Origin of the sequence: Dactylosporangium cerinum, assembly GCF_042653625.1 — a bacterium.
Classification (GTDB): domain Bacteria; phylum Actinomycetota; class Actinomycetes; order Mycobacteriales; family Micromonosporaceae; genus Dactylosporangium; species Dactylosporangium cerinum.
Genome location: NZ_JBHSIU010000010.1, coordinates 311382 through 335953, shown reverse-complemented (window position 1 = coordinate 335953; position 24572 = coordinate 311382). Strand labels below are relative to the sequence as shown.

21 protein-coding genes are annotated in these 24572 nt (G+C 71.4%); 10 read left to right on the top strand and 11 right to left on the bottom strand.

Annotated features, from left to right (window positions below; genetic code table 11):
• Positions 1-30 precede the first annotated feature (30 nt).
• The 3 genes from ACFPIJ_RS07915 to ACFPIJ_RS07905 form a co-directional block, all read right to left on the bottom strand.
• On the bottom strand, positions 31-1011 hold the full coding sequence (locus ACFPIJ_RS07915; RefSeq protein WP_380113982.1) for an ABC transporter permease: 981 nt from the start codon (positions 1009-1011) through the stop codon (positions 31-33).
• A complete protein-coding gene (locus ACFPIJ_RS07910) occupies positions 1008-2033 on the bottom strand; it encodes an ABC transporter permease (protein ID WP_380113981.1) in 1026 nt (341 codons plus the stop codon). Before ACFPIJ_RS07910 ends, ACFPIJ_RS07915 begins: the two co-directional genes overlap by 4 nt.
• Positions 2034-2118: 85 nt before the next feature.
• Positions 2119-3660 (bottom strand): sugar ABC transporter ATP-binding protein, encoded by a 1542-nt coding sequence (locus ACFPIJ_RS07905; RefSeq protein ID WP_380113980.1) that lies wholly within the window; start codon positions 3658-3660, stop codon positions 2119-2121.
• A gap of 636 nt (positions 3661-4296) precedes the next feature.
• Here ACFPIJ_RS07905 and ACFPIJ_RS07900 point away from each other — a divergent pair.
• Positions 4297-5958 carry a sigma-70 family RNA polymerase sigma factor gene (locus ACFPIJ_RS07900; protein WP_380113979.1) on the top strand — a complete coding sequence of 554 codons (1662 nt, stop codon included), beginning with the start codon at positions 4297-4299 and terminating at the stop codon, positions 5956-5958.
• 2 nt (positions 5959-5960) lie between these two features.
• Here ACFPIJ_RS07900 and ACFPIJ_RS07895 read toward each other — a convergent pair whose 3' ends face one another.
• Entirely contained in the window at positions 5961-7157 is a 1197-nt protein-coding gene (locus ACFPIJ_RS07895) for an ABC transporter substrate-binding protein (RefSeq protein ID WP_380113978.1), read from the bottom strand.
• A gap of 588 nt (positions 7158-7745) precedes the next feature.
• Here ACFPIJ_RS07895 and ACFPIJ_RS07890 point away from each other — a divergent pair.
• Entirely contained in the window at positions 7746-11291 is a 3546-nt protein-coding gene (locus ACFPIJ_RS07890) for a ThuA domain-containing protein (RefSeq protein WP_380113977.1), read from the top strand.
• 184 nt (positions 11292-11475) lie between these two features.
• On the top strand, positions 11476-11919 hold the full coding sequence (locus tag ACFPIJ_RS07885; protein ID WP_380113976.1) for a Rieske (2Fe-2S) protein: 444 nt from the start codon (positions 11476-11478) through the stop codon (positions 11917-11919).
• 34 nt (positions 11920-11953) lie between these two features.
• Here ACFPIJ_RS07885 and ACFPIJ_RS07880 read toward each other — a convergent pair whose 3' ends face one another.
• On the bottom strand, positions 11954-12400 hold the full coding sequence (locus ACFPIJ_RS07880) for a GNAT family N-acetyltransferase (protein ID WP_380113975.1): 447 nt from the start codon (positions 12398-12400) through the stop codon (positions 11954-11956).
• A 180-nt stretch (positions 12401-12580) separates the two neighbouring features.
• Here ACFPIJ_RS07880 and ACFPIJ_RS07875 point away from each other — a divergent pair, with 180 nt between their 5' ends.
• From ACFPIJ_RS07875 to ACFPIJ_RS07860, 4 genes are all read left to right on the top strand, one after another.
• Entirely contained in the window at positions 12581-13837 is a 1257-nt protein-coding gene (locus tag ACFPIJ_RS07875; RefSeq protein ID WP_380113974.1) for an MFS transporter, read from the top strand.
• A 151-nt stretch (positions 13838-13988) separates the two neighbouring features.
• Positions 13989-14516: a SigE family RNA polymerase sigma factor gene (locus ACFPIJ_RS07870; protein WP_380113973.1), complete on the top strand. Its 528-nt coding sequence runs from the start codon at positions 13989-13991 to the stop codon at positions 14514-14516.
• A complete protein-coding gene (locus ACFPIJ_RS07865; RefSeq protein ID WP_380113972.1) occupies positions 14513-15667 on the top strand; it encodes a hypothetical protein in 1155 nt (384 codons plus the stop codon). The genes ACFPIJ_RS07870 and ACFPIJ_RS07865 overlap by 4 nt, the downstream gene beginning before the upstream one ends.
• A 79-nt stretch (positions 15668-15746) precedes the next feature.
• Complete coding sequence (locus tag ACFPIJ_RS07860) at positions 15747-17390, top strand: Hsp70 family protein (RefSeq protein ID WP_380113971.1); 1644 nt, start codon at positions 15747-15749, stop codon at positions 17388-17390.
• Positions 17391-17398: 8 nt separating this feature from the next.
• Here the strand turns inward: ACFPIJ_RS07860 and ACFPIJ_RS07855 are convergent, their stop codons facing one another.
• Positions 17399-18082 (bottom strand): hypothetical protein, encoded by a 684-nt coding sequence (locus ACFPIJ_RS07855; protein WP_380113970.1) that lies wholly within the window; start codon positions 18080-18082, stop codon positions 17399-17401.
• A 201-nt stretch (positions 18083-18283) separates the two neighbouring features.
• On the opposite strand from ACFPIJ_RS07855, the gene ACFPIJ_RS07850 reads away from it, so the two are divergent.
• Together ACFPIJ_RS07850 and ACFPIJ_RS07845 are read left to right on the top strand one after the other, a co-directional pair.
• Positions 18284-19057 carry an ABC transporter ATP-binding protein gene (locus tag ACFPIJ_RS07850; RefSeq protein ID WP_380113969.1) on the top strand — a complete coding sequence of 258 codons (774 nt, stop codon included), beginning with the start codon at positions 18284-18286 and terminating at the stop codon, positions 19055-19057.
• Positions 19054-19776, top strand: a complete 723-nt coding sequence (locus ACFPIJ_RS07845) for an ABC transporter permease subunit (RefSeq protein ID WP_380113968.1) — start codon at positions 19054-19056, stop codon at positions 19774-19776. Before ACFPIJ_RS07850 ends, ACFPIJ_RS07845 begins: the two co-directional genes overlap by 4 nt.
• Positions 19777-19796: 20 nt before the next feature.
• Here the strand turns inward: ACFPIJ_RS07845 and ACFPIJ_RS07840 are convergent, their stop codons facing one another.
• The 4 genes from ACFPIJ_RS07840 to ACFPIJ_RS07825 all read right to left on the bottom strand — a co-directional run bounded on the left by ACFPIJ_RS07840 (position 19797) and on the right by ACFPIJ_RS07825 (position 22647).
• Positions 19797-20462, bottom strand: a complete 666-nt coding sequence (locus ACFPIJ_RS07840) for a response regulator transcription factor (protein WP_380113967.1) — start codon at positions 20460-20462, stop codon at positions 19797-19799.
• A complete protein-coding gene (locus tag ACFPIJ_RS07835) occupies positions 20459-21652 on the bottom strand; it encodes a sensor histidine kinase (protein ID WP_380113965.1) in 1194 nt (397 codons plus the stop codon). Before ACFPIJ_RS07835 ends, ACFPIJ_RS07840 begins: the two co-directional genes overlap by 4 nt.
• A gap of 111 nt (positions 21653-21763) precedes the next feature.
• The gene (locus ACFPIJ_RS07830) at positions 21764-22126 is read right to left on the bottom strand and encodes a hypothetical protein (protein WP_380113963.1); all 363 of its coding nucleotides are present in this window, start codon (positions 22124-22126) and stop codon (positions 21764-21766) included.
• Complete coding sequence (locus ACFPIJ_RS07825) at positions 22123-22647, bottom strand: MarR family winged helix-turn-helix transcriptional regulator (protein WP_380113962.1); 525 nt, start codon at positions 22645-22647, stop codon at positions 22123-22125. The genes ACFPIJ_RS07830 and ACFPIJ_RS07825 overlap by 4 nt, the downstream gene beginning before the upstream one ends.
• Before the next feature lie 58 nt (positions 22648-22705).
• On the opposite strand from ACFPIJ_RS07825, the gene ACFPIJ_RS07820 reads away from it, so the two are divergent.
• Positions 22706-23086 carry a hypothetical protein gene (locus ACFPIJ_RS07820; protein ID WP_380113961.1) on the top strand — a complete coding sequence of 127 codons (381 nt, stop codon included), beginning with the start codon at positions 22706-22708 and terminating at the stop codon, positions 23084-23086.
• A gap of 186 nt (positions 23087-23272) precedes the next feature.
• On the opposite strand, the gene ACFPIJ_RS07815 is transcribed toward ACFPIJ_RS07820, so the two are convergent.
• Positions 23273-24526, bottom strand: coding sequence for a hypothetical protein (locus ACFPIJ_RS07815; RefSeq protein WP_380113960.1), 1254 nt, complete (start codon positions 24524-24526; stop codon positions 23273-23275).
• Positions 24527-24572 lie beyond the last annotated feature (46 nt).

Sequence of the window (24572 nt, the reverse complement as noted above, 5' to 3'; positions counted from 1 at the left end):
CCTAGGGATGGGGTGTTGGGGGTGCGTGCCTCAGCGACGGCGCAGTGATCCGACCGCGACGGCGATGAGGATGATCAGGCCCTGGACGGTCGACCGGAGGGCGCCGGAGACGCCGTAGAAGTTCAGGAGGGCGAAGAGCGTCTCGAGGGTCAGCGCGCCGAGCATGGCGCCGGCGACGGCGCCGCGGCCGCCGCCGAGGACGACCCCGCCGAGGACGACGGCGGTGATGGCGCCGAACTCGAGGCCGGCACCGGCCTGGAACGACACGCCGCTGTAGCCGCCGAGCAGGATCGCGGCGACGGTGGCGAGGACGCCGCTGAGCACGAACGCGATCGTCTTGGTGCGCCAGACCCGCACGCCGGTGAGCTCGGCGGTCCGCGGGTTGCCGCCGACGGCGACCAGGGTGCGGCCGAAGTCGGACCGGGTGACGGCGACCGCGATTGCGGCGACGCCGAGCAGGACGAGCAGCGCGTAGGGCACCCGGCCGAGCAGCGGCACGTCCTCGAACGCGCGCCGGCCGAAGCGGCGGAACTCCTCGGACAGGCCGCCCTTGGGCGCGCCGTCGGACCACAGGTAGACGGCGCCGACGAGGATCAGGTACATGCCGAGGGTCGTGATGAACGACGGGACCTTCAGCAGCGTGGTGACGAGGCCGTTGACGAGCCCGACCACGATGCCGAACGCGAGCACCACGGCGATGACCGGCCAGGTCTTGTCGGGGTCGCTGTCGATGAGCCGGGCCGCGACGACGACCTGCGCGGTGACGAGCGACCCGACGGACAGGTCGAACTCGCCGGAGACGATGACGAAGTACTGCCCGGCGGCGAGCAGGATGATGGGCGCGGACCGGCCGATGAACGACAGCAGCGACGCCGGGGCGAAGAAGTCGGGCTGCCGGATCGCGACCAGGACCAGCAGGATCGCGAGGATCCCGATGATGGGCGCGATCCCGCCGGGCTTCAGGAGGTTGACCCGGCGGCGGGCCGGCGTCTCTGCAACGGTGGTCGTCATGCCGCCGCCTTCCGGGTCGCAGTGCGGCGGCGGTGCATCCGCCGGGCGTAGACGGCCACCGCGGCGATGATGATGACGCCACGGATGACCTGCTTGAAGAACGCGTCGACCTCGAGCTGGTTGAAGATGCTGTCGATACTGGCCAGCAGCAGGACTCCACCGACGGTGCCGAGCACGCCGCCGCGCCCACCGGCCAGGGCCGTGCCGCCGAGCACCACGGCCGCGATCGACTCGAGGTCGTAGAGGCCCTCGACGCCGACCCGGGGCGCGCCGGAGCCGAGCCGGCTGGCGAGGTAGATGCCGGCGAGTCCGGAGCACAGGGCGCACAGCACGTGGGCGGCGATGAGGATGCGGTCGTTGCGGACGCCGGAGAGCCGGGCCACGTCGGGGTCGCCGCCGACGGCGATGAGGTGGTGGCCGAAGCGGGTGTTGCGCACCACGAACCAGGCCGCCGCGGCCACCGCGAGCAGCAGCAGGAACGCGACCGGGACGGGTCCGACCCGCTGGTAGCCGAGGCTCTGCACGAACGCGTGCGCGGTCTTGCCGGCCGGCCCGTCGTAGCCGTTGTCGAGGTACCCCTTGAGCAGCAGCCCGACGCCGACCGTGGCGATGAATGCGTTGATCCGCAGCTTGGTCACCAGCAGCCCGTTGACCAGCCCGATCGCCGCGGCGACGAGCAGCACCAGGCCGACGGCGGGCAGGATGAGCTCGTCCTTGCCGGCCATCGTCTCGGCCGCGACGAGGGTGCTGATGCTGATCACGTACGCGACGGACAGGTCGAGCGAGCCGGCGAGGATGACCAGGGTCTGCCCGACGGCGACGAGGCCGAGGCCGGTCGCCACGTGCAGCAGGCTGACCACGGTGGACTGGTTGAACAGCGAACCACCGTCGATGGCGACGACGATCCAGCCGATGGCGAGCGTCAGGGCGAGGGCGATGTAGACCCCGCGGGCGGGCCCGGCGGCCGAAGCCCTGAGCCGGATCGCGGTGGTCTTCGCCGGTGCTGGCGGGGCCATGGTCATGCCGCCACCTCCGTTGCGCTCCGGCGCCGGCCTGACCTGAAGCCTGCGCTCATGATGACCAGCTCCTTGCTCCGCTGCGGGCCGTTCATGCCTTCACCTCTTCGACGGTCACGGCGCCGGTGGCGAGACCGACGACGTCTTCCTCACTCGCGCCGGCGGGCAGTTCCCCGGCCACGGCCCCGTCCCGCATGACGACGATCCGGTCGCTCATGCCGAGCAGTTCGGGCAGCTCCGACGAGATCATCAGCACCGCCGCGCCGTCGCGGGCGAGCTTGCGGACCAGGTCGTGGATGGCGGACTTGGCGCCGACGTCAATGCCCCGGGTGGGCTCGTCGAACAGCAGGATCTTCGGCCCGAGCGCGAGCCAGCGGGCCAGGACGACCTTCTGCTGGTTGCCGCCGGACAGGAACCGGATCTCCTGATCCTCGCCGGCGGCGTGCACCTCGACGGCGGTGAGCAGCTCGCGGACGTTGGCGGTGCGGTCGGCCCGGCCGCCCATCGAGAAGAGCCCCGACGGGAACACGGCGCGACCGGCGAGCAGGGCGTTGTCCAGGACCGACTGGCCGCCGACGATGCCTTCGGCCTTGCGGTCCTCGGTGACGTAGGCGATGCCGGCCCGGATCGCGGCGCGGGGCGAGCGCAGCTGCACGGGCGCGCCGTCCAGCTCGACGGTGCCGCCGGTGAACGGGTCGGCGCCGAAGATCGCCCGGGCGAGCGCGGAGCGGCCCGAGCCCTGCAGGCCGCCGATGCCGAGGATCTCCCCGGCGCGCAGCCGCACGTCGACGCCCCGGAGCTTGTGGTTCGTTCCACTGTGGACGGCGAGGCGGACCGCGCCGAGGTCGCCGGGCGCCGCCCTGGGCGGGAAGTAGCCGGCCAGCTCCCGGCCGACCATGTGCTTGACGAGCTGGTCGCCGGTGGTGTCCTTGGTGGCGAGGGTGGTGACCCGGCGGCCGTCCTTGAGCACGGTGATCCGGTCGGACAGGTCGAACACCTCGGCGAGGCGGTGCGAGACGTAGAGCAGGCCGATGCCGCGCGCCTGCAGGCGGCGCACCAGCGCGTAGAGCAGCTCGACCTCGTGGTCGGCGAGGGCCGCGGTCGGCTCGTCCATGATGAGCAGCCGCGCGTCGAGGGCGAGGGCCTTGACGATCTCGACGACCTGCTGCTGGGCGACGCCGAGACGGCCGACCTTCACGCCGGGGTCGAAGGACGTCTCGCCGGCGGTGGCGAGCAGCGCCGCGGTGCGCACGTGCATGGCCTTGCGGTCGACGAGGCCGCGGCGGACCGGTTCGTGGCCGAGGAAGACGTTCTCCGCGACGGTGCGCTCGGGCAGCAGGTTGAACTCCTGGTGGATGATCCCGATGCCGGCGGCCTGCGCGTCGCGTGGCCCGCGGAAGTGCACGGCGCGCCCGTCGAGCTCGACGGTGCCGCCGTCGGGGGTGTACACGCCGGAGATTATCTTCATGAGGGTCGATTTCCCGGCGCCGTTCTCGCCGACGACCGCGTGCACCTCACCGGCGCGCACGTCGAGATCGACGTCGGCGAGGACGCGGACACCGAGGAAGGACTTGCCGATCCCGCGCAGTTGGAGCAGTGGCTGGGTCGGTGACTCTGCGGGTGTTTCAGGCATCGCAAACCCCTAACTGACCGTAACCATCGAAGACGGCCGTGATCGCGGTCGAGCATCGGTGGAGCACGTAGCGTGGGGACTTTCGCCGTTGAAGCCCAGAACTTTTGCTGGTTTCGACTAAAGGTGGCGGAGAGTAGACTAAATGTTTCGATGATCGGCCGCAATGGCGCAACGCCACCGAAACAAAGCCGTTGCCTGACGTCCACCGATCGACTGAGTTCGACCGACCGAACGGGCGAGGCCGGTGAGAGCGCTCTACCGCCCGGGCGGGCCGGAAAGCGCCGCCGACCTGCTCGTACCCGCCAAAATATTGACTTCCGGAGATGGCTCCAGCACTGTGGGCGGCGCAGACACGGCTCGGAAACCGTGAGTGTGACTGTCCGTCGCGGCGGGCGGCAGTCGATCCGTCCGGAATCTCATGCTTCGCGTAACCCTGTGCAGCCACAGGGCCGATGTGTCGTGCACTCATGACTGGAAACGTTCGAGACGTCGCTGAATCGCTCCCGTGAAAATTGTTATGCGCATTCGCGCAATGGACCGCCCTGCGGTGGGATCTTGACACCATCGCCTTCCGTCGCCACTGTGATGGGCCGATGCACGACCTGCGCATTCATGACAGCGATTGTGGGACCTGACATGCACGGCGGACCGGCACCCAGGCTGCGGAAGCCGTCCTCTGTACCGCCCCTGACGTTCCGGGGTGACTATGCGCCGCTGGTCATCGCCGCGCAGGCCGGCAGCAGAGACGCACGTGACGAGTTGATCTCGGCGTGCCTGCCGCTGCTGTACAACATCGTCGGCCGAGCCGTGGGCAGGCCCGCCGACGTGGACGATGTCGTGCAGGAGACATTGTTGCTGGTGCTGCGGGACCTGCCGGGCCTGCGCAATCCCGAGAGCTTCCGACCGTGGCTGGCCGCTGTGGCGATGCACCAGATCGGCAGACACAGGGACCGCTGGCAGTCCGCGGCAGCGCGGACCACCGTGATCGAGGAGGCGGCCGACGTCGCGGACAGCGCGGCGGACATCGAGCGCACGACAGTGCTGCACATGCAGCTCGCGGAGGAGCGACGCCAGTTGTCCGAGGCGAGCCGATGGCTGGAGCCGGACGACCGGACACTGCTCTCGTTGTGGTGGCAGGAAACGGCGGAACTCATGAGCCGCGCCGAGGTGGCCGAAGCCATGGGGGTGAACGTCGCTCACGCCGGTGTCCGGCTGCAGCGGATGCGCGAGCAGCTGGAGCGATGCCGTGGAATCGTCAGCGCCCTCGCCGCCGAGCCTCGCTGCGCCGGCCTGGACACCGTCGTGTCCGGATGGGACACGCAGCCGTCGACCGTCTGGCGCAAACGGATCGCCCGACACATCCGCGACTGCGCCGTCTGCACTGCGACCACGGCAGACCTGATCAGGATCGAAAAGATCATCACGGCCCTCGCCGTGCTGCCCGTTCCGGCCACGCTCATCGCTGCGCTCATGGCCAAAGGCCTGCTTCCGGCGGCCGCCACGGGCGCGGCGAGCTCGATCGCGCACGCCGCCTCCGGCGCCGCCGCGACCGGCACCGCGCACTTCTCGCTGGCCGGCAAACTCGCCGCCGCGGTAGCGGCACATCCCATCGTCTCCCTCATCGCGGGCACGGTCATCGTGGCCGGTGTCGTCCTCACGCCGATCGCGGTGTCCACGCCACCGGCGCAACCCACGCCCACCCGCGCCGCGGTCGCACCGCCGATACCGCCGCGACCACCGGTCACCACCGGATCCACGGCCAAAGGAGCGGCCCCGGTCACCCGCGGGCCCACCGCATCTTCGACACCGGAACCAAGCCCTTCAGCCACCGTGCCGATCACTGGGCGGACCTGGACGCTGACCGCGGAGCACAGCGGCAAGCTCATGGACGTCGAGGCGCATTCCGGCACCGATCGGACCCCGGTCATCCAATGGCCCGCGACCGGCGCCGACAACCAGCGGTGGCAGGTCATCGACGCCGGCGGCGGCACCGTCTATCTCAAAGCCGTGCACTCCGGCAAGTGCCTGGACGTCGCCGCCCGCTCCACCACCGCAGGGGCGGACCTGCAGCAGTACCGGTGCAACAACGACGACAACCAGCGATTCACCATCACACCGGTGCCTGTCGCGACGCCGGCACCGACCCCGACAGCGACCGGGGTCGTCTACGTCATCAAGAACGTCCTGAGTGGACTGTGCATCGACGTCTTCGGCAACGCGGTGGACGACGGTACCCGGCTGGTGCAATGGACCTGCCAGGGCACCACCAACCAGCAGTGGCGACTCACGCAGGTCTGACCTTACTTCCAGCGTTGGGGGTAGCCGGGCAGGTCTTTGCAGCCGCACATGGCGTAGTGCAGTGGTGGCATGTTGGCGTCGACGTAGGTGTCCAGGTTGTCCTGCGTCACTGTCGGCTGCGGCAGCTTCCACGGGCTGGAGACCTGCTCGCCGTTGAGGATCTTCAGGGCCGCGATGATCGGGGTGCGCCACTGGTAGGTCGGGTAGGTGGGCGCGATCGCGGTGAGCTTCTTGTCCTTCCACAGCTTCAGGAAGTCCAGCTGGTCCTCACCATTGATCGGCGGGACCGGCTTGCCCGCGTCCTGGAACGCCTCGACGGCGGCGACGGCGGTCGCACCGGCGTCCATCCAGATCCCGTCGATCGTGCCGTACCGCTGGATGTAGTCGTTGACGATCTTCTTCGTCTTGGCCGGGTCGCCGTCGGTGAACTCGACACCGACGACGTTGACCTTCGCCTTGTCGAACTGGACCTTGGCGGCCGACCAGCGGGTCTCCAGCACGTCGACGCCGGGCAGGATGCGCAGCGCCAGGACCTTGCCGCCGGGCTTGACCTTCTCGGACAGGAACGACGCGCCCACGTGGCCGAAGCCGTAGCCACCGATGGGGTTGATGAACGTGACCGGGCACTTGGTGTCCACGCCGCGGTCGAACACGATGACCGGCAGGCCCTTGGCGCACGCGGCCTCGACGGCCGGGGTCAGCGTCGCGGTGGTGTTCGGCGAGACGATCAACGCGTCACAGCCCTTGCCGAGCAGGTCGTTGATGTCCGCGATCTGCTTGCTGTCCTTGCCTTCGGCGTCGACGTGCACGAACTCCTTGATCTTGGCCTTCTGCGCCTCGACCTCGGCCTGCATGACCTTGTAACCGACCTGCCGCCACGGGTTGTTCAACGCCGCGTTCGAGAAACAGATCTTGTACGGACCGGCCTTCTTGTACTTCGCCGTGTCCACCAGCTTCGGGTTCAGCACCTGCTCCCACGGCTTGTCCGCCGGACCCGTCGCAGTCGCGTTCAACAACGACAACTCGTTGTCATAGTCAGCCTGGACGAAGAACTTCGACTGCTCCCCGGTACCAGAGCCGGCGGCAGCGCTGGCAGAAGCACCCCCGGACGCGGTGGCGGTCGGCTCATCGGTCGAACAACCGGACAGGATCAGCAACGCGGCACTCAAGGCCGCAACGACGGACGTGGATCGTCTCACGTGTGCTCCAATGGGATGGGGCGCCTCGGCAACACTTCGGAGCGTGAGCAGCGAGTTCGATGCCAGGGCGATTTCTCTTAACGGTGTGTCACCTCCGGGCGTGACCGCGCCGACGATCGCAACCCGAGCGGCACTCAAGGTAAGCGGCAGACTTCACATCGCTAGATCTTCCGGTGACACATGCAGCACTTCTGCTGGATGAGACAAAAGATCGTGTCCGTCACGTTAAAGCTCTGGGCGCCGCCTGGCAATGACGTAACCCGATCAAGACGAAACAGCTACGAAATCGTGCTCTCCGCGCACAGAAATTGGCTCCAAAAAGCGTTATGAGCTGCCCGTTTGTTGTCCGTATTGACTTCAAAAGGTTCGCCGGAGCAGGCTTGGCGCCGCGAGCCATGACAGAAGAGCCCATCGATGTGACTCTTCGTCACGGCAGCTGACGCGTCTTCATCCGGTCGATGTCACTGTCCGTCGCGGCGGACGACAGCGACTCGACCGGATCACCCACACGTCACTCAACCCTGTCCACGGGTGGCGCTGCCGTGCGCCCATGGCCCGCATCGCGTTGTCCCGCCGAGAGGAAACGGCATGCGAAGAAGTACGTTGATCCTGGGCACGATCGTGGGGATGCTCCTCGCGATGGCGCTCGTCAAGCCCGCGGCGGCGGCGCCCGCCTTCCGCGCGCTGCTGTTCACCGGAACCCTCGGATATCGACATGATTCAATTCCTGCCGGTATCACCATGTTCCAGCAGCAGGCCGCCGCCAACAACTTCGAGGTCGTGCAGACCGAGGACCCGGCCGTCTTCACGACCGCGAACCTCGCCACCTACGACGTCCTCATCATGTTCCAGACCTCGGGCCTGGTGTTCACCACCGCCGCGCAGCGTTCCGCCGTCGAGGGCTTCCTGGCCAGCGGCCGGGGGATCGTCGCGATCCACAACGCCACCGACATGGGCATCGACACCGAGTACCCGTGGTGGGACCAGACGGTCAACGCGGGCGCGCACATGCCGGCCCACTCCCCCGGCGTCCTGGCCGGCCAGGCCATCGTCGCCGACAAGTTCCACCCGTCCACGGCCGGCCTGCCGGACCGGTGGAACCGCAGCGAGGAGTGGTACAACTTCGACAAGAACCCGCGCGGCGACGTCCACGTGCTCGTGACCGCCGACGAACGCACCTACAACCCCGGCGGCTCCGCCATGGGCAGCGACCACCCGATCTCCTGGTGCCGCAACACCGGCGGCGGGCGGGTCTGGACCACCGCCATGGGCCACGCGATCGAGTCCTACAGCGAGACCAACTTCCGCAACCACGTGCTCGGCGGTGTGCGCTGGGCAGCCGGCAACGTCGCCGGCGACTGCGGCGGCACCGTCTGGGGCAACTTCGAGAAGCGCACCCTCGACGACAACACCGCCGACCCGATGGCCCTCGCCGTCGCGCCGGACGGGCGGGTCCTCTACGTGCAGCGGGCCGGGCAGGTGAAGATCTTCAAGCCCAGCACCAACACCACCGTCACCGCCGGCACCCTGAGCGTCTACACCGGCGGCGAGGACGGCCTCACCGGACTGGCCCTGGACCCGAACTTCGCCAGCAACGGCTACGTGTACGTGTACCACTCGCCGGCCAGCAGCACGACCGACATCAACCGGGTGTCGCGGTACACGCTGAGCGGTGACACGCTCAACATGTCCAGCGGGGTCACCATCATCGACATCCCCGCGACCCGGGACCGCACGTCCCCGGAGCCCGGCCACACCGGCGGCTACATCGCCTTCGGGCCGGACGGCAACCTGTACATCGGCACCGGCGACGACGTCGCGCCGAACCTCGACAGCAACTGGCAGGGCTACGCCCCGCTGGACTGGCGGGCCGGCAAGTCCCACCTCGACGCGGCGAAGACCGCGGGCAACACGAACGACCTGCGGGGCAAGCTGCTGCGCATCCGCCCGGCCGCCGCCGGCGGATACACCATCCCCTCCGGAAACCTCTATCCACAAGGGACCGCGCAGACGCGGGCCGAGGTCTACGCGATGGGCTTCCGCAACCCGTTCCGCTTCTCCATCGACCCCACCACCGGCTGGGTCCACCTCGCCGACTACGGCCCGGACCGAGGCCTGCCGACGACGAACCGCGGGCCCGAGGGTCTCGTGGAGCTCAACGTCATCAAGGCCGCCGGCAACTACGGCTGGCCGTTCTGCCACGGTGACAACCAGCCCTACGCGCCCTACAACCCGGACACCGGCGTCGTCGGCGCGAAGTTCAACTGCGCCGCGCCGGTCAACAACTCGCCCAACAACACCGGCCTGGTCAACCTGAAGCCGGTCGTCGCGCCGAACCTCTGGTACGGCTACGGCGCCTCGCCGAACTTCCCCGAGCTCGGCTCCGGCGGCTCCGCCCCGATGGGCGGCCCCGTCTACCGGTACAACGCGTCGAACCCGTCCACGACGAAGTTCCCGCAGTACTACGACGGCGTGAGCTTCTTCTACGAGTGGTCGCGCAACTTCGTCAAGGAGGTCCACTTCGACAGCAGCACCGCCGTCACCCGGACCAACACGTTCCTGCCCGCCGGCAACTTCAACAAGCCGATGGACATGGAGTTCGGCACCGACGGATCGCTGTACCTGCTCGAATGGGGCTCCAGCTTCGGCGGCGGCAACAACGACTCCGGCCTCTACCGCATCGACTACGTCCAAGGTGGACGGTCGCCGATCGCCAAGGCCAACGGCACGCCAACCAACGGCAACGCCCCGCTCAACGTCCAGTTCTCCAGCGCCGGCTCGCTCGACCCGGACCCCGGGAACACGATCAGCTACCTGTGGACGTTCGGCGACGGCACCACGTCGACGGCGGCGAACCCCGCCAAGACGTACACCACCAACGGCAACTACACCGCCCAGCTGAAGGTCACCGACAACACCGGCAAGACCGGCTTCGCCAACGTGCAGATCACCGTCGGCAACACCGCGCCGACCGTCACGGTCAGCACCCCGGTCAACGGCGGCATGCTCAACTTCGGCGACCAGGTCTCCTACACGGTGACCGTCACCGACCCGGGCGGCGCCGCGATCGACTGCTCCAAGGTCTACGTCAACCCGGCCCTCGGCCACGACGACCACCTGCACGAGACGACCGAGTACCCCGGCTGCTCCGGCACCATCTCCACCGACCTGCTCGGCGGGCACCCGGACGGGGCGAACCTGTTCTACGCCCTCATCGCCCACTACACCGACAACGGCGGCGCGGGCGGCGCGGCCCCGCTGACCGGCTACGGCCAGGCCATCCTGCAGCCGAAGCACAAGCAGGCGGAGTACTTCACCGCCCAGTCCGGCATCCGGGTCATCGACCAGGCCGGGGCGGAGAGCACGAAACGCATCGGGGACATCTCCAACAACGACTGGATCTCGTTCAACCCGATGAGCCTGCAGGGCATCACCAACGTCACCTACCGGGTGTCCACGCCGACCGGCGGCGGCTCCATCGAGCTGCACGCCGACTCGCCGACCGGCACCCTGCTGGCGACGACGCCCATCGCCAGCACCGGCGGCTGGGACAACTACGCCAACACGGCGACGGTCAACACGGCCGCGCTGTCCGGCACCCACACGCTGTACATGGTGTTCAAGAACAGTGCGAACAACGGCTTCGACCTGGACTCGTTCACCTTCGGCGGGGCCGGCGTCGGCACCCCGAACACCGGCGGCGTGGCCGGCAAGACGTGGACGCTGACCGCCCAGCACAGCGGCAAGAACGTCGACGTCAACGGCGTGTCGACCGCGGACGAGGCCCAGATCATCCAGTGGGCCCCGACCGGCGGCAACAACCAGAAGTGGCAGGCCGTCGACGCCGGTGGCGGCGCGGTCTACCTGAAGGCGGTGCACAGCGGCAAGTGCCTCGACATCATCGGCTCCTCGACCGTCAACGGCGCCTTCCTGCAGCAGCTCACCTGCAACAACGGCAACAACCAGAAGTTCACCGTCACCCCGACCGGCACGTCCGGCGTGTACACGGTGAAGAACGTCAACAGCGGACTGTGCGTGGACGTCAACGGCAACTCCACCGCCGACGGCGCCCGCCTGCTGCAGTGGACCTGCCACGGCGGCACCAACCAGCAGTGGCGCTTCACTCTGGCCTGACCCGCTGGCCTAGATGAACGGTTCTGAACCTTTCTGAACCCGCTCCGAACCAGGTGCCGGTCCCCGCAGCGACGCGGGGGCCGGCACCTGCCTTAACGGGCCATGAAAGAAGATGCAATTCATTGCCATCGATTGACTTCCTGCGTAGCGTGCTGGGTCGGTGCACGACGGAAGGAGATCAATCGTGTCGATACGTTGGTGCGCGGGCAGACGCGCACTGTTGGTGGGCGCCGGCGCGGCCGGACTGCTCACGGCCTGCGGAGACGACCCCGAACCACCCGCCGCCGCAGCGGCCAACCCGAAGGGCGCGCCGGCCGCCACTTCCACGTCCGCCACGCCGGCCCCGGCAGCCAGCCTCGCCAACACCGCGGACGTCCCGGTCGGCGGCGGGACCATCGTCGGTGACGTCCTGGTCGTCCAGCCGGTCGCCGGCACCTTCAAGGCGTACGACGCCGCCTGCCCACACAAGGGCGTCAAGGTCAGCCCACCCAAGGACGGGGTCGCGACGTGCCCCGCGCACAACTCGACCTTCGCCATCACCGACGGCGCGCGGATGAGCGGACCGGCGACGAGCGGTCTCAAGGAGATCGCGATCACCGTCGACGGCAGCCGGATCAAGCAGGCCTGAACCACGCGGCCTCCGCACAGCGTGGTGCGGGCCGTCAGCCGAGCGGAAGTTTCATGCCCTCGTGGCTGGCGACGAAACCCAGCCGCTCGTAGAACCGGTGCGCATCCGGCCGCCGCTTGTCGGTGGTGAGCTGCACGAGCGCGCAGCCGCGCTCCCTCGCCCGGTCCACGACCCAGGTCATGAGCCGCGCGCCGAGCCCCTGGCCCCGCCGGTCGGCGCGGACTCTGACCGACTCGACGAGCGCCCGCTCGGCGCCGTGCCGGCCCAGCCCCGGGATGTACGTCACCTGCAGGACCGCGACCACCTCACCACCGTCGTCGGCGACGATGAGCAGGTTGCGCGGATCCTCGGTGACCGCCGCGAACGCCCGCTCGTACGCCTCGTCGACCACCGCGTGGTCCCGGGCCTTGCCGAGGATGTCGTCCGCCAGCAGCGCGACGATGGCGGGCAGGTCGTCGTGGACGGCTTCGCGGAACTGCACAACGTGATCGTAGTGCCGTGCCCACCGACGTTCGCCGCCCTGGGGTGCGTCGCCGGCAGCAAAGGAACCGAACAAATCGTCTGAATAAGGGAATCGGCGCCGCGCATCGCACGGTCAGCGCGGCGGCGGGCGGTGCAGGAGAATCGGCGGGATCAGCCCGTCTTCCCCTGGAGTGCAGCCGTGCCGGAAGCGCCGCAACGCAGTGTTCTCGTGCGGGCGCGGGTCGCGACCGCGCTGCTGTTCCTGCTCTTCGGGATCACGCTCGGGGTGTGGACCGTGCGGATCCCGGCGATCAAGCGGAACCTGTCACTGGACGACGGCGCGCTGAGCATCGCGCTGCTCGCGTTCGCCGCCGGGGCGATCGCCGGGATGCAGATGACCGGGCGGCTGGTGGACCGGTTCGGCAGCCGGCGCGTGATGCTGCCGGTCGCGTTCGCCGAAGGTCTGGTGCTGATCCCGCCCGCGTACGCGCCGAACCTCGCGGCCCTCGCCGTCGCGCTGTTCGCGTTCGGGGCGGTCCACGGCACGCTGAACATCGCGATGAACGCGCATGCGATCGACGTGCAGCGGGCCTGGCAGCGGCCGATCATGTCGTCGTTCCACGCGGTGTACAGCATCGGCGGCTTCATCGGCGCGAGCGCCGGCGGCCTGTTCGCCCACGCCGGCGTCGGGCCACGCACCACGTTCACGGCCGTCGGCGGCACGATGGTGGCCTTCGCCGCCTGGTCCGCGTGGTGGGCGCTGCCCCGGACCGCACCGGCCCCGCGGGGCACCGGACCGGCCGCGCAGGACGGGCCGGTGCGGGGCGTGCTGTTCCTCGGGGTGCTGGTCTGCTGCGCGCTCGTGGGCGAGGGCGCCGCCGCCGACTGGAGCGCCGTGTACCTCCGCGACAACCTGCACAGCTCGGCCGGCTTCGCGGCGGCCGCGTTCGCCGCGTTCTCCGTGGCGATGACGGTCACCCGGCTCGTCGGTGACCGGCTCACCACCAGGTTCGGCCCGGTCCTGCTGGTCCGGGCCAGCGGCCTGCTCGCCGCCGGCGGGCTCGGTGCGGCGTTGCTCGTCGGTGCGTCCCCGGCCGGCGTCGCCGGCTTCGCGTGCCTGGGCGCGGGCATGGCGCTCATCGCCCCGCAGGTGTACTCGGCCGCCGGCGACCGCAACCCGGACGCGGCGGGGCGCGCCCTGGCCCGGGTCGTCGGCCTCGGCTACCTCGGGTTCCTGCTCGGCCCGGTCCTCATCGGCGGCGCCAGCAAGGTCGTCGGGTTGCCCGGCGCGCTGGCGATCCCGGTCGTGCTGTCGCTCTTCGTCGCCGCCACCGCCCCCGCGCTGCGCCCCCGCCGCCCGTCGCCCGTCGCCGACCCGGCCGATCCCGACGCGCCACCACCCGGCCCCGCAACGCCGAAAGCCGACGTGCCGGCACCCGGCCCGGCAACGCCGTAGCCCACCCGACCAACGCCGTAGCCCACCCGACAACACAAAGGCCAGCCCGGCGGCGCAACCCCCGGCCCGCGAAACTTTCCTCCGGGAGGCATTGCGGCGCGGCTGCGCGGTGTCTGTACGGGTGACCATTGCCGCGACGGAGGGATGCCGGATGAGCCCGGAGGACGAGCGGGAGTTCCGCGAGTTCGTCACCACGCGGTCGGCGGCGCTGCTGCGGGTCGCGTACCTGCTGACCGGCGACGTCCACCACGCGCAGGACCTGTTGCAGACCGCGCTGCTCGGCGCCGTCCGCCGGTGGGCCGCGATCCGCCATCGCGAGCACCCCGAGGCGTACGTGCGCACCGCCATGTACCGCCACCAGATCAACCGGTGGCGGCTGCGGTCCCGCCGCCCGGAGACCCTGGTGCCGTCCACCCCGGACCGCGCCGGCGGCGACGACCACGCCACGGACACGGTCGTGCGGCACGGCGTCTTCGAGGCACTGAGGGTGCTTCCGGCGCGGCAGCGGGCCGTGGTCGTGCTGCGGTACTACGAGGACCGCTCCGAGGCCGAGGTGGCGCAACTGCTGGACATCTCGCTCGGCACCGTCCGCAGCCAGGCCTCGAAGGCCCTGGCGAAGCTGCGGGCCGCATACCCCGACCTGGCAGGCATCCCTACCTCGATGAGGAGCGCGCCGTGAACCTGGACGATCAGCTGCACGGCGACCTGCGTGCGGTCGCCTTCCCGGCGGACCTGGTGCCGCCCGCGCGGCTCGCCGACACGGTGCTGCGCATGGCCCGTCGGCGCCGGCGGACCAGGGTCGTGGTGCTCGGCGCCGCCGTCGCGGTGACGGCCGCGCTGGTGGTGCCGGCCGTCCTCAACGGCGAGCGGGCCGCTGCCCCGGCCGGCACGGGCGCGACCCCTACCGTCACGCCGACCGCCGTCCAGCAAACCGCGCAGGACCCGCCCGTGCCCGCGTCGGCGGGCGGGGCGCCCCTCGCGACGCCGGGCGGCGGCCCGCAGGCCATCCACGTCTACACCGAGGGCGAGCGCTCGTTCCTGCTCGACCCCGGCACCGGGCGGTACGTGTCGATGCCGTTCGCCGTGGTGCTGTCCCCGGACCTGACCCGCGCCGCGGTCAACGACAACGGCCGGGTCGGCATCGCCGACCGTGCCGCGCTCACCCGGGACGCGACCGCGGTCCAATGGCTCGACGTGCCGCCCGGCAACGGCCCGTCGTGGTCGCCGGACGGCACCGCGCTGCTGTGGACCTCCATCACCAAGGACCCCAAACTGCAGTTCACCGCGCACCGCATCGACGTAGCCACCCGGCACGTCACCAACACCACGATCCCGATGCCGATCCTGGGCGCCACCGTCGGCTGGGCCGCCGACTCACGGCGCTACCTGGCGCTGCTGATCGGGCCCGAGGCCAACGACTCGACCGAGCCGGGCGCGCTGCAGTACCTCGACCCGGACGGCACCCTCGGCGCCCGGATCGCCGAGCGGGGCGGGATGGTCGACGGCGCCGCCGCCTACTCACCGTCGCGCCGGTACGTGTTCGCGGACGCGTCGGGCATCACGTCGGCGCAGCCCCTGCCTTCGCCCGTGCTCGACACCGCCAGCGGGCAGGTCGTCGCGCTCGTGCCGGCCCGGACGAAACCCGTCGGCTGGTACGACGACACCACGCTGGTCAGGCTCACCCCCGGAAACGCGGCGCTGGAGCTCGTCGCCGTCGGGAGCGCGGCGGTGTCGCGCGGCATACCGCTGACGAACGCGGGACAGGTGACGAGCCTGCAGCTCGGCTCGTCATCCGGCCTCACCGGCACGGCAGCCAGGCTCGGCTTCTGAAGCCTTCACCAAGGCGCGGGCCAACGGTTGCGGCGCCCGACGGTCAGTGAGCGACACCTATACGTTCTAGAGTTGCGGTGTGCAGCGGCTTGCGATCGACTTCGGCACGTCCAACACCGTCGGCATGATGACCGGCCCGAACGGTACCGCGCGGCCGCTGCTCTTCGACGCATCGCCGCTGCTGCCGTCGGCCGTCTTCGCCACGTCTGACGGGTCGCTCCTGGTCGGCGCCGACGCCGAGCGGGCCGCGATCGGCGACCCGGCCCGGTTCGAGGGCCACCCGAAGCGGCGCATCGACGACGGCGTGGTCTGGCTCGGCGACCGCGAGCACCCCGTCGCCGGCCTGATCGGCGCCGTGCTCGCCCGGATCGCCGGTGAGGCGGTGCGGGTCGCCGGCCGGCCGCCGGACGAGGTGGTGCTCACGCATCCGGCGGCGTGGAGCCGGACCAGGCTCGGCATCCTCGCCGATGCCGCCGGCCGGGCCAGGCTCGGGCCGGTCTCGTTCGTCCCTGAACCGGTGGCGGCGGCCGCGTATTTCGCCGCGCCGGCGGACCGGTCCGCGCCGCGCGGCTGCGTCGCCGTGTACGACCTCGGCGCCGGCACCTTCGACATCACGGTGATCCGGCCGACGGGCGCCGGGTACGAGGTCCTTGCCACCGACGGCCTCGCCGACGTCGGCGGGCTTGACCTCGACGCCGCCGTGGTCCGCCACGCCCGGGGGATCACCACCGACGCCGGCGACGCCTGGCACCGGCTCGACCAGCCGGCGACGGCGTCCGAACAGCAGTCCAGGCAGCTGTTGTGGCAGGGTGCCCGGGCGGTCAAGGAGCAGCTGTCCCGGCACGCCACGGGCGAACTGCACCTCCCGATCGTCGACCGCCGGCTGCACCTGACCCGCGAGGAGTTCGACGCGGCGGCCCTGCCCCACCTCGAACGGACCGTCGCGTTGACCACGCAGGTGCTGCGGGCGGCCGGCCTCGCACCGGCGCAGCTCGCCGGGGTGTTCCTGGTGGGCGGTTCGTCGCGGGTGCCGCTCGCGGCGACGCTGCTGCACCGGGCGCTGGGGATCGCGCCGACGGTCCTGGACCAGCCCGAACTGGTCGTCGCGGAGGGCGCGCTGCTGACGCTGCCGCAACAAGGAAACGCCAGTGGCAGCCGAACAGCGCCACCACCGGCCGCGAGCCCGGCAGCGCCGCCCACACCACCGCAAGCACCGCCGCCGCACGTCCCGTTCCCACCACCATCGCCGGCGCCCTCGAAGCGGCCGGTCCGGGCGCTGACCATCGCAGCCTTGGCGATCGTCGCGGCCGTTGCCGCCGGCGCCTTCGCCATCAAGACCTGGTCCGGCAACGGCGGCAACAGCGGCAGCGACGGGACGACCGACAGCCCGAGCGTGGTCCTCGAGAAATACATCAACGCCAAGCTGAACACGTACGACGACAACGCCGCCCTCAAGCTGCAGTGCGCGTCCCCGGACCTCGGCGCGGTGGACCTGCTGCGCGACCAGGTCAAGGACCTGGAGACCCGGTCAGCCGTCGAGGCCACCGTCAGCCTCGCCGACCTGCAACCGAGCACCACGGGCGACACCGCCACGATCGCCGCCGCCTTGAACATTCGCGTACCCGAAAGCGGCGGCTTGATGTCCAACACCCGGCAGAGCTGGCAGTTCGGCTTGACCCGGACCGACGGCTGGCACGTCTGCAGCGCACGCAAGAACTCCTGAAACGCGCGTCAGCCGCTTCCGGGTGCTGACCGTGGACGGCGGGTCAGGAGGTGCCCCGACGTCGCCAGGACGAACGCGGCAAGGGTCAGGAAGCTGGTGAACCGGATCGTCCACAGTGGCCCGTGTGCGTTGCCGGCGACGGGGAAGGCCGCGCCGGTGACCAGAAGCGCCGCGGCGACCCAGCCCAGGACCGCGACGGTGCGGGGGCCGGCGGCGTGGCGGACCAGGGTCGCGGCGGAGGCGGCGAACACGGCCGCCGGCAGGCCGATGAGGGCGATGCCGGCACTGTTGGCGTACAGCAGCGCCGCCACCGTCGAGTCGTCGAGCCGGGTGTCGCCGCGGGCCATCGCGACGGCGTCGAGGAAGGACGTGGCGACGCCGCCGACCGTCACCAGCCCCACCACGCCGGCCGCGGTCAGCGGCGACCACCACGGCGCCGGGCGGTCCACAGTGGACAGGGCGCGGGGCAGCAGGACGCCGAACGGCAGGAGCAGCAACATGAACGCGCAGCCGGCGACGAGGTCACCGACCAGGTACTGCCGCCCGGCGGTGTGGAAGAAGTCGCGCACCTGCGCGACCGGGCCGCCGGCCGGCGGCGGCTCGCCCTGCAGGACAGCGGCACCGACGATGAACAGCACGAACCAGCCGATGCCGAGCAGGCCGACCCAGCGGCCGTCGGAGAGTCTTCGCATGAGCTCCATGCTGGCCGTCACCCGCCGCCGGCGCGTCGTGCCACGGTCCACACGGGACGCTCATCCTCCCGTGGTACACCCGGGGTCGCCGGCTCAGCCGCGCGGTGGAGCCGGCTGGCCGGGAGTGCGACGGCCGCGGTACCGGCGGACCGGTCCCCCGGCCTGACGACCCGCGGCGGGATCCGGGCCACGATGCGAGGCATGACAACTGCCATCAGTACCCGGGGGCTGACGAAACGGTACGGCGCGCGAACGGTCGTGGACCACCTCGACCTGGACGTGCCGGCAGGCGTGGTCGCCGGGTTCATCGGCCCGAACGGCGCGGGCAAGACCACGACGCTGCGGATGCTGCTGGGCCTGGTGCGGCCCGACGCCGGCACCGGCAGCGTGAACGGCGTCCCGCTCACCCAGCCGGCCAGGTACCTGCCGCGGGTGGGTGCGCTGATCGAGAGCCCGGCGTTCTACCCGGGCCTGTCCGGCGCGCGGAACCTCGCCGTCCAGGCGACCCTCGGCGGTCTCGACCCGGCCGGCATCCCGGCGCTGCTGGAGCGGGTCGGGCTCGCGGCGCGGGGAGCCAGCCCGTTCCAGAGCTACTCCCTCGGTATGCGGCAACGCCTCGGCATCGCGTCGGCCCTGCTCGGCGACCCCGCGCTGGTCGTCCTCGACGAGCCGACCAACGGGCTCGACCCCGCCGGCATCCGCGAGATGCGCGGGATCCTGCGGTCCATCAACCAGGAGGGCCGGACCGTCCTGGTCTCCTCGCACCTGCTCGCCGAGGTCGAACAGGTCTGCGACTGGCTGATCGTCATCGGCGAGGGCCGGCGACTGTTCCAGGGCCCGACCCGGGACCTGCTCGCCGGTGGCGGCGACCTCGAGGACCACTACCTCGCCATGTTCACCGAGACCGCGTCGACGAAGACCACGTCCACGAAGACCACGTCCACGAAGACCACGTCCACGGAGGGAACGTCATGACCCGAACGTTCACGGCCGAACTGATGAAGCTGCGGCGCCCCCGCGTGCTGTACGGCGCGCTCGGCGCCCTGATCGGCTGCACGATCCTGGTGACGGTGCTGACGTTCGCCACCGCTCCGACCCCGCCGGAGCGGCTCACCGCCGGGTTCACCAACGCGTCCCGGCTCGTCGGCGTCGTCGTCCTGGTCGTGTTCCTCACCGGCGTCACCACCGAGTACGGGCTGGGCACCATGCGCACGTTGCTGCTGCGCCAGCCGCTGCGGGACCGGCTCCTCGCCGGCAAGGCCCTGGCCCTGGTCGGGTGCACCGCCGGCGCGCTGCTCGTCGCGCTCGCCGTGAGCGTGGCCTCCGCCGCGGTCGTCACCGCCGCCCGCGACACGCCGACCGGGCCGTGGCTGGCCGACGCCGCGACCGGCTACGCCAACGCGCTCCTCGCCGCCGTGTGCTACGGCGCGATCGGGCTCGCGCTCGGGGTGCTGCTGCGCTCGACGGCCGTCGCCGTCGGGGCCGCGCTGTTCTGGTTCATCATGGTCGAGAACATCGCGGACCACACCTGGCCGGCCGCCGGGCACGTGCTGCCGGGCCTGCTCGCGGGCGCGGTCACCGGCATCCCCGGCAGCGTCCCCTACAGCCACGGGCTCGCCGGCGTGCTGGTGTACAGCGCGCTCGCGATCACGGCCGGCTTCATCGTGTTCTCCCGCCGCGACGTGAGCGGCTGAGAAGCTGCGGGCTGAGCCGCTCAGGTCATCCAGCCCGGCCGGATCAGGCCCGTCTCATACGCCATGATGACCAGCTGCGCGCGATCCCTGACGTGCAGCTTGGTCATCGCCCGGCTGATGTGGGTCTTCGCCGTCGCGAGGCTCACGAACAGCCGCGCCGCGATCTCGTCGTTGGTCAGCCCCTGCGCGGCCAGCAGCATGACCTGCCGCTCCCGGTCGGTGAGCGCGGTGAGCGCCTCGGCCGGCCGGGCGACCTTGGCCCGCGACGCGAACTCCTCGACCAGCCGCCGGGTGACGCTGGGCGCGAGCATCGAGTCACCGGCGGCGACCACCTGGATCGCGCGGATCAGGTCGTCGGGCTCGTTGTCCTTGAGCACGAACCCGCTCGCGCCGGCCCGCAGCGCGTCGAACACGTACTCGTCGATCTCGAACGTGGTGAGGATGAGGACCTTCACCGCGTCCAGCCGCGGGTCGGCGGCGATGCGCCGGGTCGCCTCGAGGCCGTCCATCACCGGCATCCGCACGTCCATGAGCACCACGTGCGGCCGCAGCTCGGCCGCCGTGCGCACCGCCGCCTCGCCGTCGCCGACCTCGGCGACCACGTCGATCCCGCCGCCGTCCTGCAGCAGCGCCCGCAGCCCGGCGCGCATCAGCGCCTGGTCGTCGGCGAGCACGACCCGGATCACGCCGGACCCCGGAGCGCCGGACCCTCGAGCGCTGGACCCCCGAGCGCCGGGCTCCGGTACGGCAGCCGCGCATGCACCCTGAACCCGCCGCCGGGCCGGCGGCCGGCCTCGAACGACCCGTGCAGCCCCGTGGCGCGTTCCCGCATCCCGGCGATGCCGTCTCCGTCGCCGGCCGGTCCGTTGGCCGGTCCCTCGTCGAGCACGGTGACGGCGACCGCCTCGTCGTCGTACGCGATCCGCAGCGTGGCGGCCCCGGCGGCGGAGTGGCGGCGCACGTTGGTGACGGCCTCCTGGACGATCCGGTACGCCGCGAGGTCCACCGCGGTCGGCAGCTGCCGCGGCGGGCCGTCGACGGTCTTCGTCACCCGCAGGCCGGCCTCGCCCGAGCGGGCCAGCAGCTCGTCGAGCTGGCCCAGCCCGGCGCTCGGCCGCCGCGGCACCTCGGTGTCCTGGCGCAGCACGGCGAGGGCGGCCCGCAGGTCGTCCAGGGTCTCCCGGCTGACCTCCTTGATCGCCGCGACCGACGCGCGGGCCTGCTCCGGGTCCCGGTCGAACAGCCGCAGCGCCACGTTCGCCTGCACGTTCACCAGTGACACGTGGTGCGCGAGGACGTCGTGCAGGTCGCGGGCCACCCGGAGCCGCTCCTCGCTGACCCGCCGCCGCGCCTCGGCGACCCCGGCCCGCCGTGCCTCGGCCCGGCGCTCCTCGGTGACCCGCACCGCCTCACCGGCGGCGAGCAGCAGGCACAGCACCGCGGCGATCGCCACGACCGCGACAAACCCCGGCTGCTCCTGCCGGCCGACCACGGCGCTGACGAGCAGGTAGACCGGCAGGCCGAGCGCCGTCACCAGCCACGCCGTGCGCCGCCGGCCGGCCGCGACGGTGACCACCGTCGCGACGGCGAGGCTCAGCGCGGCCGGCCCGAACCGGTAGTTCAGCGTGTAGTACGCGGCCGCCGCGGCGAAGTTGCCGGCCAGCACCGCCCCGGGCGCGCGGTGCCAGGCATACAGCAGCAGCGGCCCGGCGCCGAGCAGCGCGATCGCGACGAGGTCGACGGGCCGCCGCTCGGTGACCCGCTGCGCGGCGGCGACGGTCGTGGCGATCTGCACGGCACCGATGAGTGCCGGCAGCCATGGCCGCCGGCACCACCGGTCCCACCGCCCCCCGATGACCACCCGGCTCCGGTCCACCCGCCCAGCCTAGGGACACCGCGCCCGCTGGTCGTCATCCTCAGGACCGGTCGGCCGCTACCACGGTGGGCGTACCCGGACGCCGCCGGCTACGCCACAGGTTGAGCCGGTTCATCCGACAACGGCCGGGCGCATCACCTGCCAGGGGGTCGCGTCGAAGATGAGCGTGATCGACGTGATCAGCCCGCCGGTGAGGCGGAAGTGCTCGGCGGTGCGCTGCGTGCCGACCGGCGTCGCGGTGTGCACGTCGTAGACGAGCGTCGCTTCATCGGCGCCGTACAGCTCACTGCGCAGCTCGACGCCGGTGACGACGCGCAGGAAGTCGGGCAGGCCGGCGAGGTGCACGGCCGCGTCGTCGAACCGCAGCATCGGGCTTTCGAACCGGAACGGCGTCCCGGTCAACGCGACCGCCGCCGCGACGTCGCCACGGAACCGCGCGTCGTGATAGGCCCGCACCACATCAATGGTCTTCATCGTTCTCGTACTCCTCGCACACCTAGGACGAGCCGGAGGCACAGGTCACGCAACTGATCCGCCTCGGCGGGGCCGAACCCGGCGAACACGGCCGTCATCGCCGCCCGCGTCGGCGCCCGGAACGCGTCCAGCCAGGCCAGCCCCTCCGCGGTCGCGACGGCCCGCACGGACCGCCGGTCCGCCGGGTCCGGCACGCGCCGCACGAGACCCTCCCGCTCGAGGGTGTCGACGAGGCCGGTGACGTTGCGGGGCGTGACACCGAGCGCCTGCGCCAACTCCCCGAGCGGCAGCCCGTCGTCCCCGCCGGCCCGCAACCGCAGGAGCAGGTCGAACCCACCGGCGCTGAGCCCGCGACCACCGGTGCCGGCGGACCGCAGGTGCTCGATCGCCGCCGCCGCGGACCGCACCGCCGCAGCCGCCTCGAGCAACGGCAGGACGTCGTCGCCGCCGCCGACCTCCTCCAGCGCCGCCCGCGTCCCGGGGTCGAACAACCGCCCGTCGTCATCAGTTACGTACTGCATATTGAAGTACTACAGCAATTCCGGCCGGGACGCAATGCGCCTGCACTAACCTGTCCCGGTGGGATACGACTTCGCCGCCGAAGACGCCGGCACCAACTACCGCCTCAACGACTGGCAGATGGGTCACGTCCGGCTCGTCATGCTGGAGGCGGGCGCCATCGCCGGCGGCGGCCTCGAGCGACTGTTCGGCAACGAACGGTTCGCGCCCTCCGCCGACACCGTCCCGGTGGGCCATTTCAGCTCCAACGACGGCTGGCAGGTGACCGCGGCGCAGAGCGCCTTCATCGCCGCCCGGCTGCGCGCCGCCCTCGACGCCGACCTGATCGGCGACATGGCCCTGTTCTACTACGACCAGCCGACGCAACTGCGCGACTGGGTCGAGGAGTTCGCCACCTTCAACGAGCAGGCCACCGCGCACGGCGGCTACCGCGTCTCCTGAGACTTCAGGGCATGACTCCGGTCCGTCGTGGGCGCGGCCGTCGCTCCCGTCAGCGACCGGTCGGCCGTGAACGGCCTCCCTGCCAGGTCCGCTTCCAGTTGCGCGGACACGACCTGCGGTCGTGACCAAACCCGCGGCCGTGGCCGGCCGCGACGCGACCTCCGGCCGCGACCGCCCCGGCCCCGGTCAAAGCCCCGCGCGGCCGCCCGCGACCAGGGACTCCATGGTGCGCACGACGGTCTCCGCGTCGGTGCGGGACAGGAACGCCGTGTCCACGTCGACGGTGAGGACCAAGGCGCCCGGCTCGTCGTCGATGTGCAGGAACAGCGGCTCCGTCGGCCCGGTCGACGCACCCACCCACTCGAACACGCCGTCGCCGGACGGCGCGCCGGGAGCCGCCGCTCGGCGGGTGCGGCGGTCGTTGTAGCAGACGGTGCGGGTGACGTCGGTGGCCGAGCCGGCGAGCAGCTCCGCGAGCCGCAGCGGGTTGTAGTACGCGTGCTTCTGCGCGGCCAGGGACGCCCGGGCGACCCGGCCGAGCGCCTCGTCCAGCGGGCCGGACACGTCGGCGACGCACAGGCCGAGCTGGGCCAGGGGGCTGACCACCTCGGCGAGGCCGGCGCGGAACCGGTTGCTCACCAGTTGCCGGACCGCGACCTCGCCGGCGCCGGTCACCTGCCCGACGGCCATCATGAACGCGGTCGACAGGATCGTCGCCGGGTCGACGCCGGTCCGGGCGGCGACGGTGCCGACCGCTACCGCCATCGCCGGGGAGGTGAACCGCGCCTTCGGGAACCGCTGCCGTTCCGGCTCCAGCGCCGGGGACAGCATCGCCACCGACGGCAGGTGCCGCTCCCAGTGCCGCACGGCGGCGGCGCTGCAGCGGTCGCCGGACGGGGAGCGCTGCCAGGCGGCCAGTTCGAGCGGCTGCGGGCCCGTGACCGGGGTCGCGACGCGGGCGGTGGCCTCGGCGACCATGACCCCGGCGCCGATCGCGTCGGTCACCAGGTGCGGCATGATCGCGACGAGCCGCTCGGGGCGGCCGTCGCGGCAGACGACGGCGGCGCGCAGCGGCCAGTCCTCGACGAGGTCGGGCTGGGCGATCCGGTATCCGTGCTCGACCTCGGCGGCGAAGGACATCGGGTCGTCGGACTCGTACACCTCGACGGCCAGCGTCCCGGCGGCGTGCACCTCCTGCAGCGGCCCGTCGTGGCGCAGCCTGGTCCGGAAGGACTGGTAGCGCTCCAGCGAATACCGCAGCTCGGCGACGACGTCGGCGACGGTGGCGCCCGGCGCGACCGGCTGGTGCCCGCCCATCGGCAGCCACGACCGCTCGCGCGCCATGGTCATCAGCATGGACTGCTGTCCCCAGGTCAGCTCCGCAACGCCGCTGCCCTCGCCGCGGAACGCGACGTCGATCCGATCCACCACGTCAACCATCGACGAACCACTCTCGTGAGGAGGGGGCGCGACCCAGGACAGCGTA

Bases quoted from the DNA above. Each gene is read 5' to 3' on its own strand.
- ACFPIJ_RS07845 (WP_380113968.1), top strand. From the start codon at position 19,054: ATGACCCGAACGTTCACGGCCGAACTGATGAAGCTGCGGCGCCCCCGC.
- ACFPIJ_RS07905 (WP_380113980.1), bottom strand. From the start codon at position 3,660: ATGCCTGAAACACCCGCAGAGTCACCGACCCAGCCACTGCTCCAACTG.
- ACFPIJ_RS07910 (WP_380113981.1), bottom strand. From the start codon at position 2,033: ATGACCATGGCCCCGCCAGCACCGGCGAAGACCACCGCGATCCGGCTC.
- ACFPIJ_RS07870 (WP_380113973.1), top strand. From the start codon at position 13,989: ATGAGCCCGGAGGACGAGCGGGAGTTCCGCGAGTTCGTCACCACGCGG.
- ACFPIJ_RS07850 (WP_380113969.1), top strand. From the start codon at position 18,284: ATGACAACTGCCATCAGTACCCGGGGGCTGACGAAACGGTACGGCGCG.
- ACFPIJ_RS07825 (WP_380113962.1), bottom strand. From the start codon at position 22,647: ATGCAGTACGTAACTGATGACGACGGGCGGTTGTTCGACCCCGGGACG.
- ACFPIJ_RS07855 (WP_380113970.1), bottom strand. From the start codon at position 18,082: ATGCGAAGACTCTCCGACGGCCGCTGGGTCGGCCTGCTCGGCATCGGC.
- ACFPIJ_RS07890 (WP_380113977.1), top strand. From the start codon at position 7,746: ATGCGAAGAAGTACGTTGATCCTGGGCACGATCGTGGGGATGCTCCTC.
- ACFPIJ_RS07915 (WP_380113982.1), bottom strand. From the start codon at position 1,011: ATGACGACCACCGTTGCAGAGACGCCGGCCCGCCGCCGGGTCAACCTC.
- ACFPIJ_RS07815 (WP_380113960.1), bottom strand. From the start codon at position 24,526: ATGGTTGACGTGGTGGATCGGATCGACGTCGCGTTCCGCGGCGAGGGC.
- ACFPIJ_RS07830 (WP_380113963.1), bottom strand. From the start codon at position 22,126: ATGAAGACCATTGATGTGGTGCGGGCCTATCACGACGCGCGGTTCCGT.
- ACFPIJ_RS07900 (WP_380113979.1), top strand. From the start codon at position 4,297: ATGCACGGCGGACCGGCACCCAGGCTGCGGAAGCCGTCCTCTGTACCG.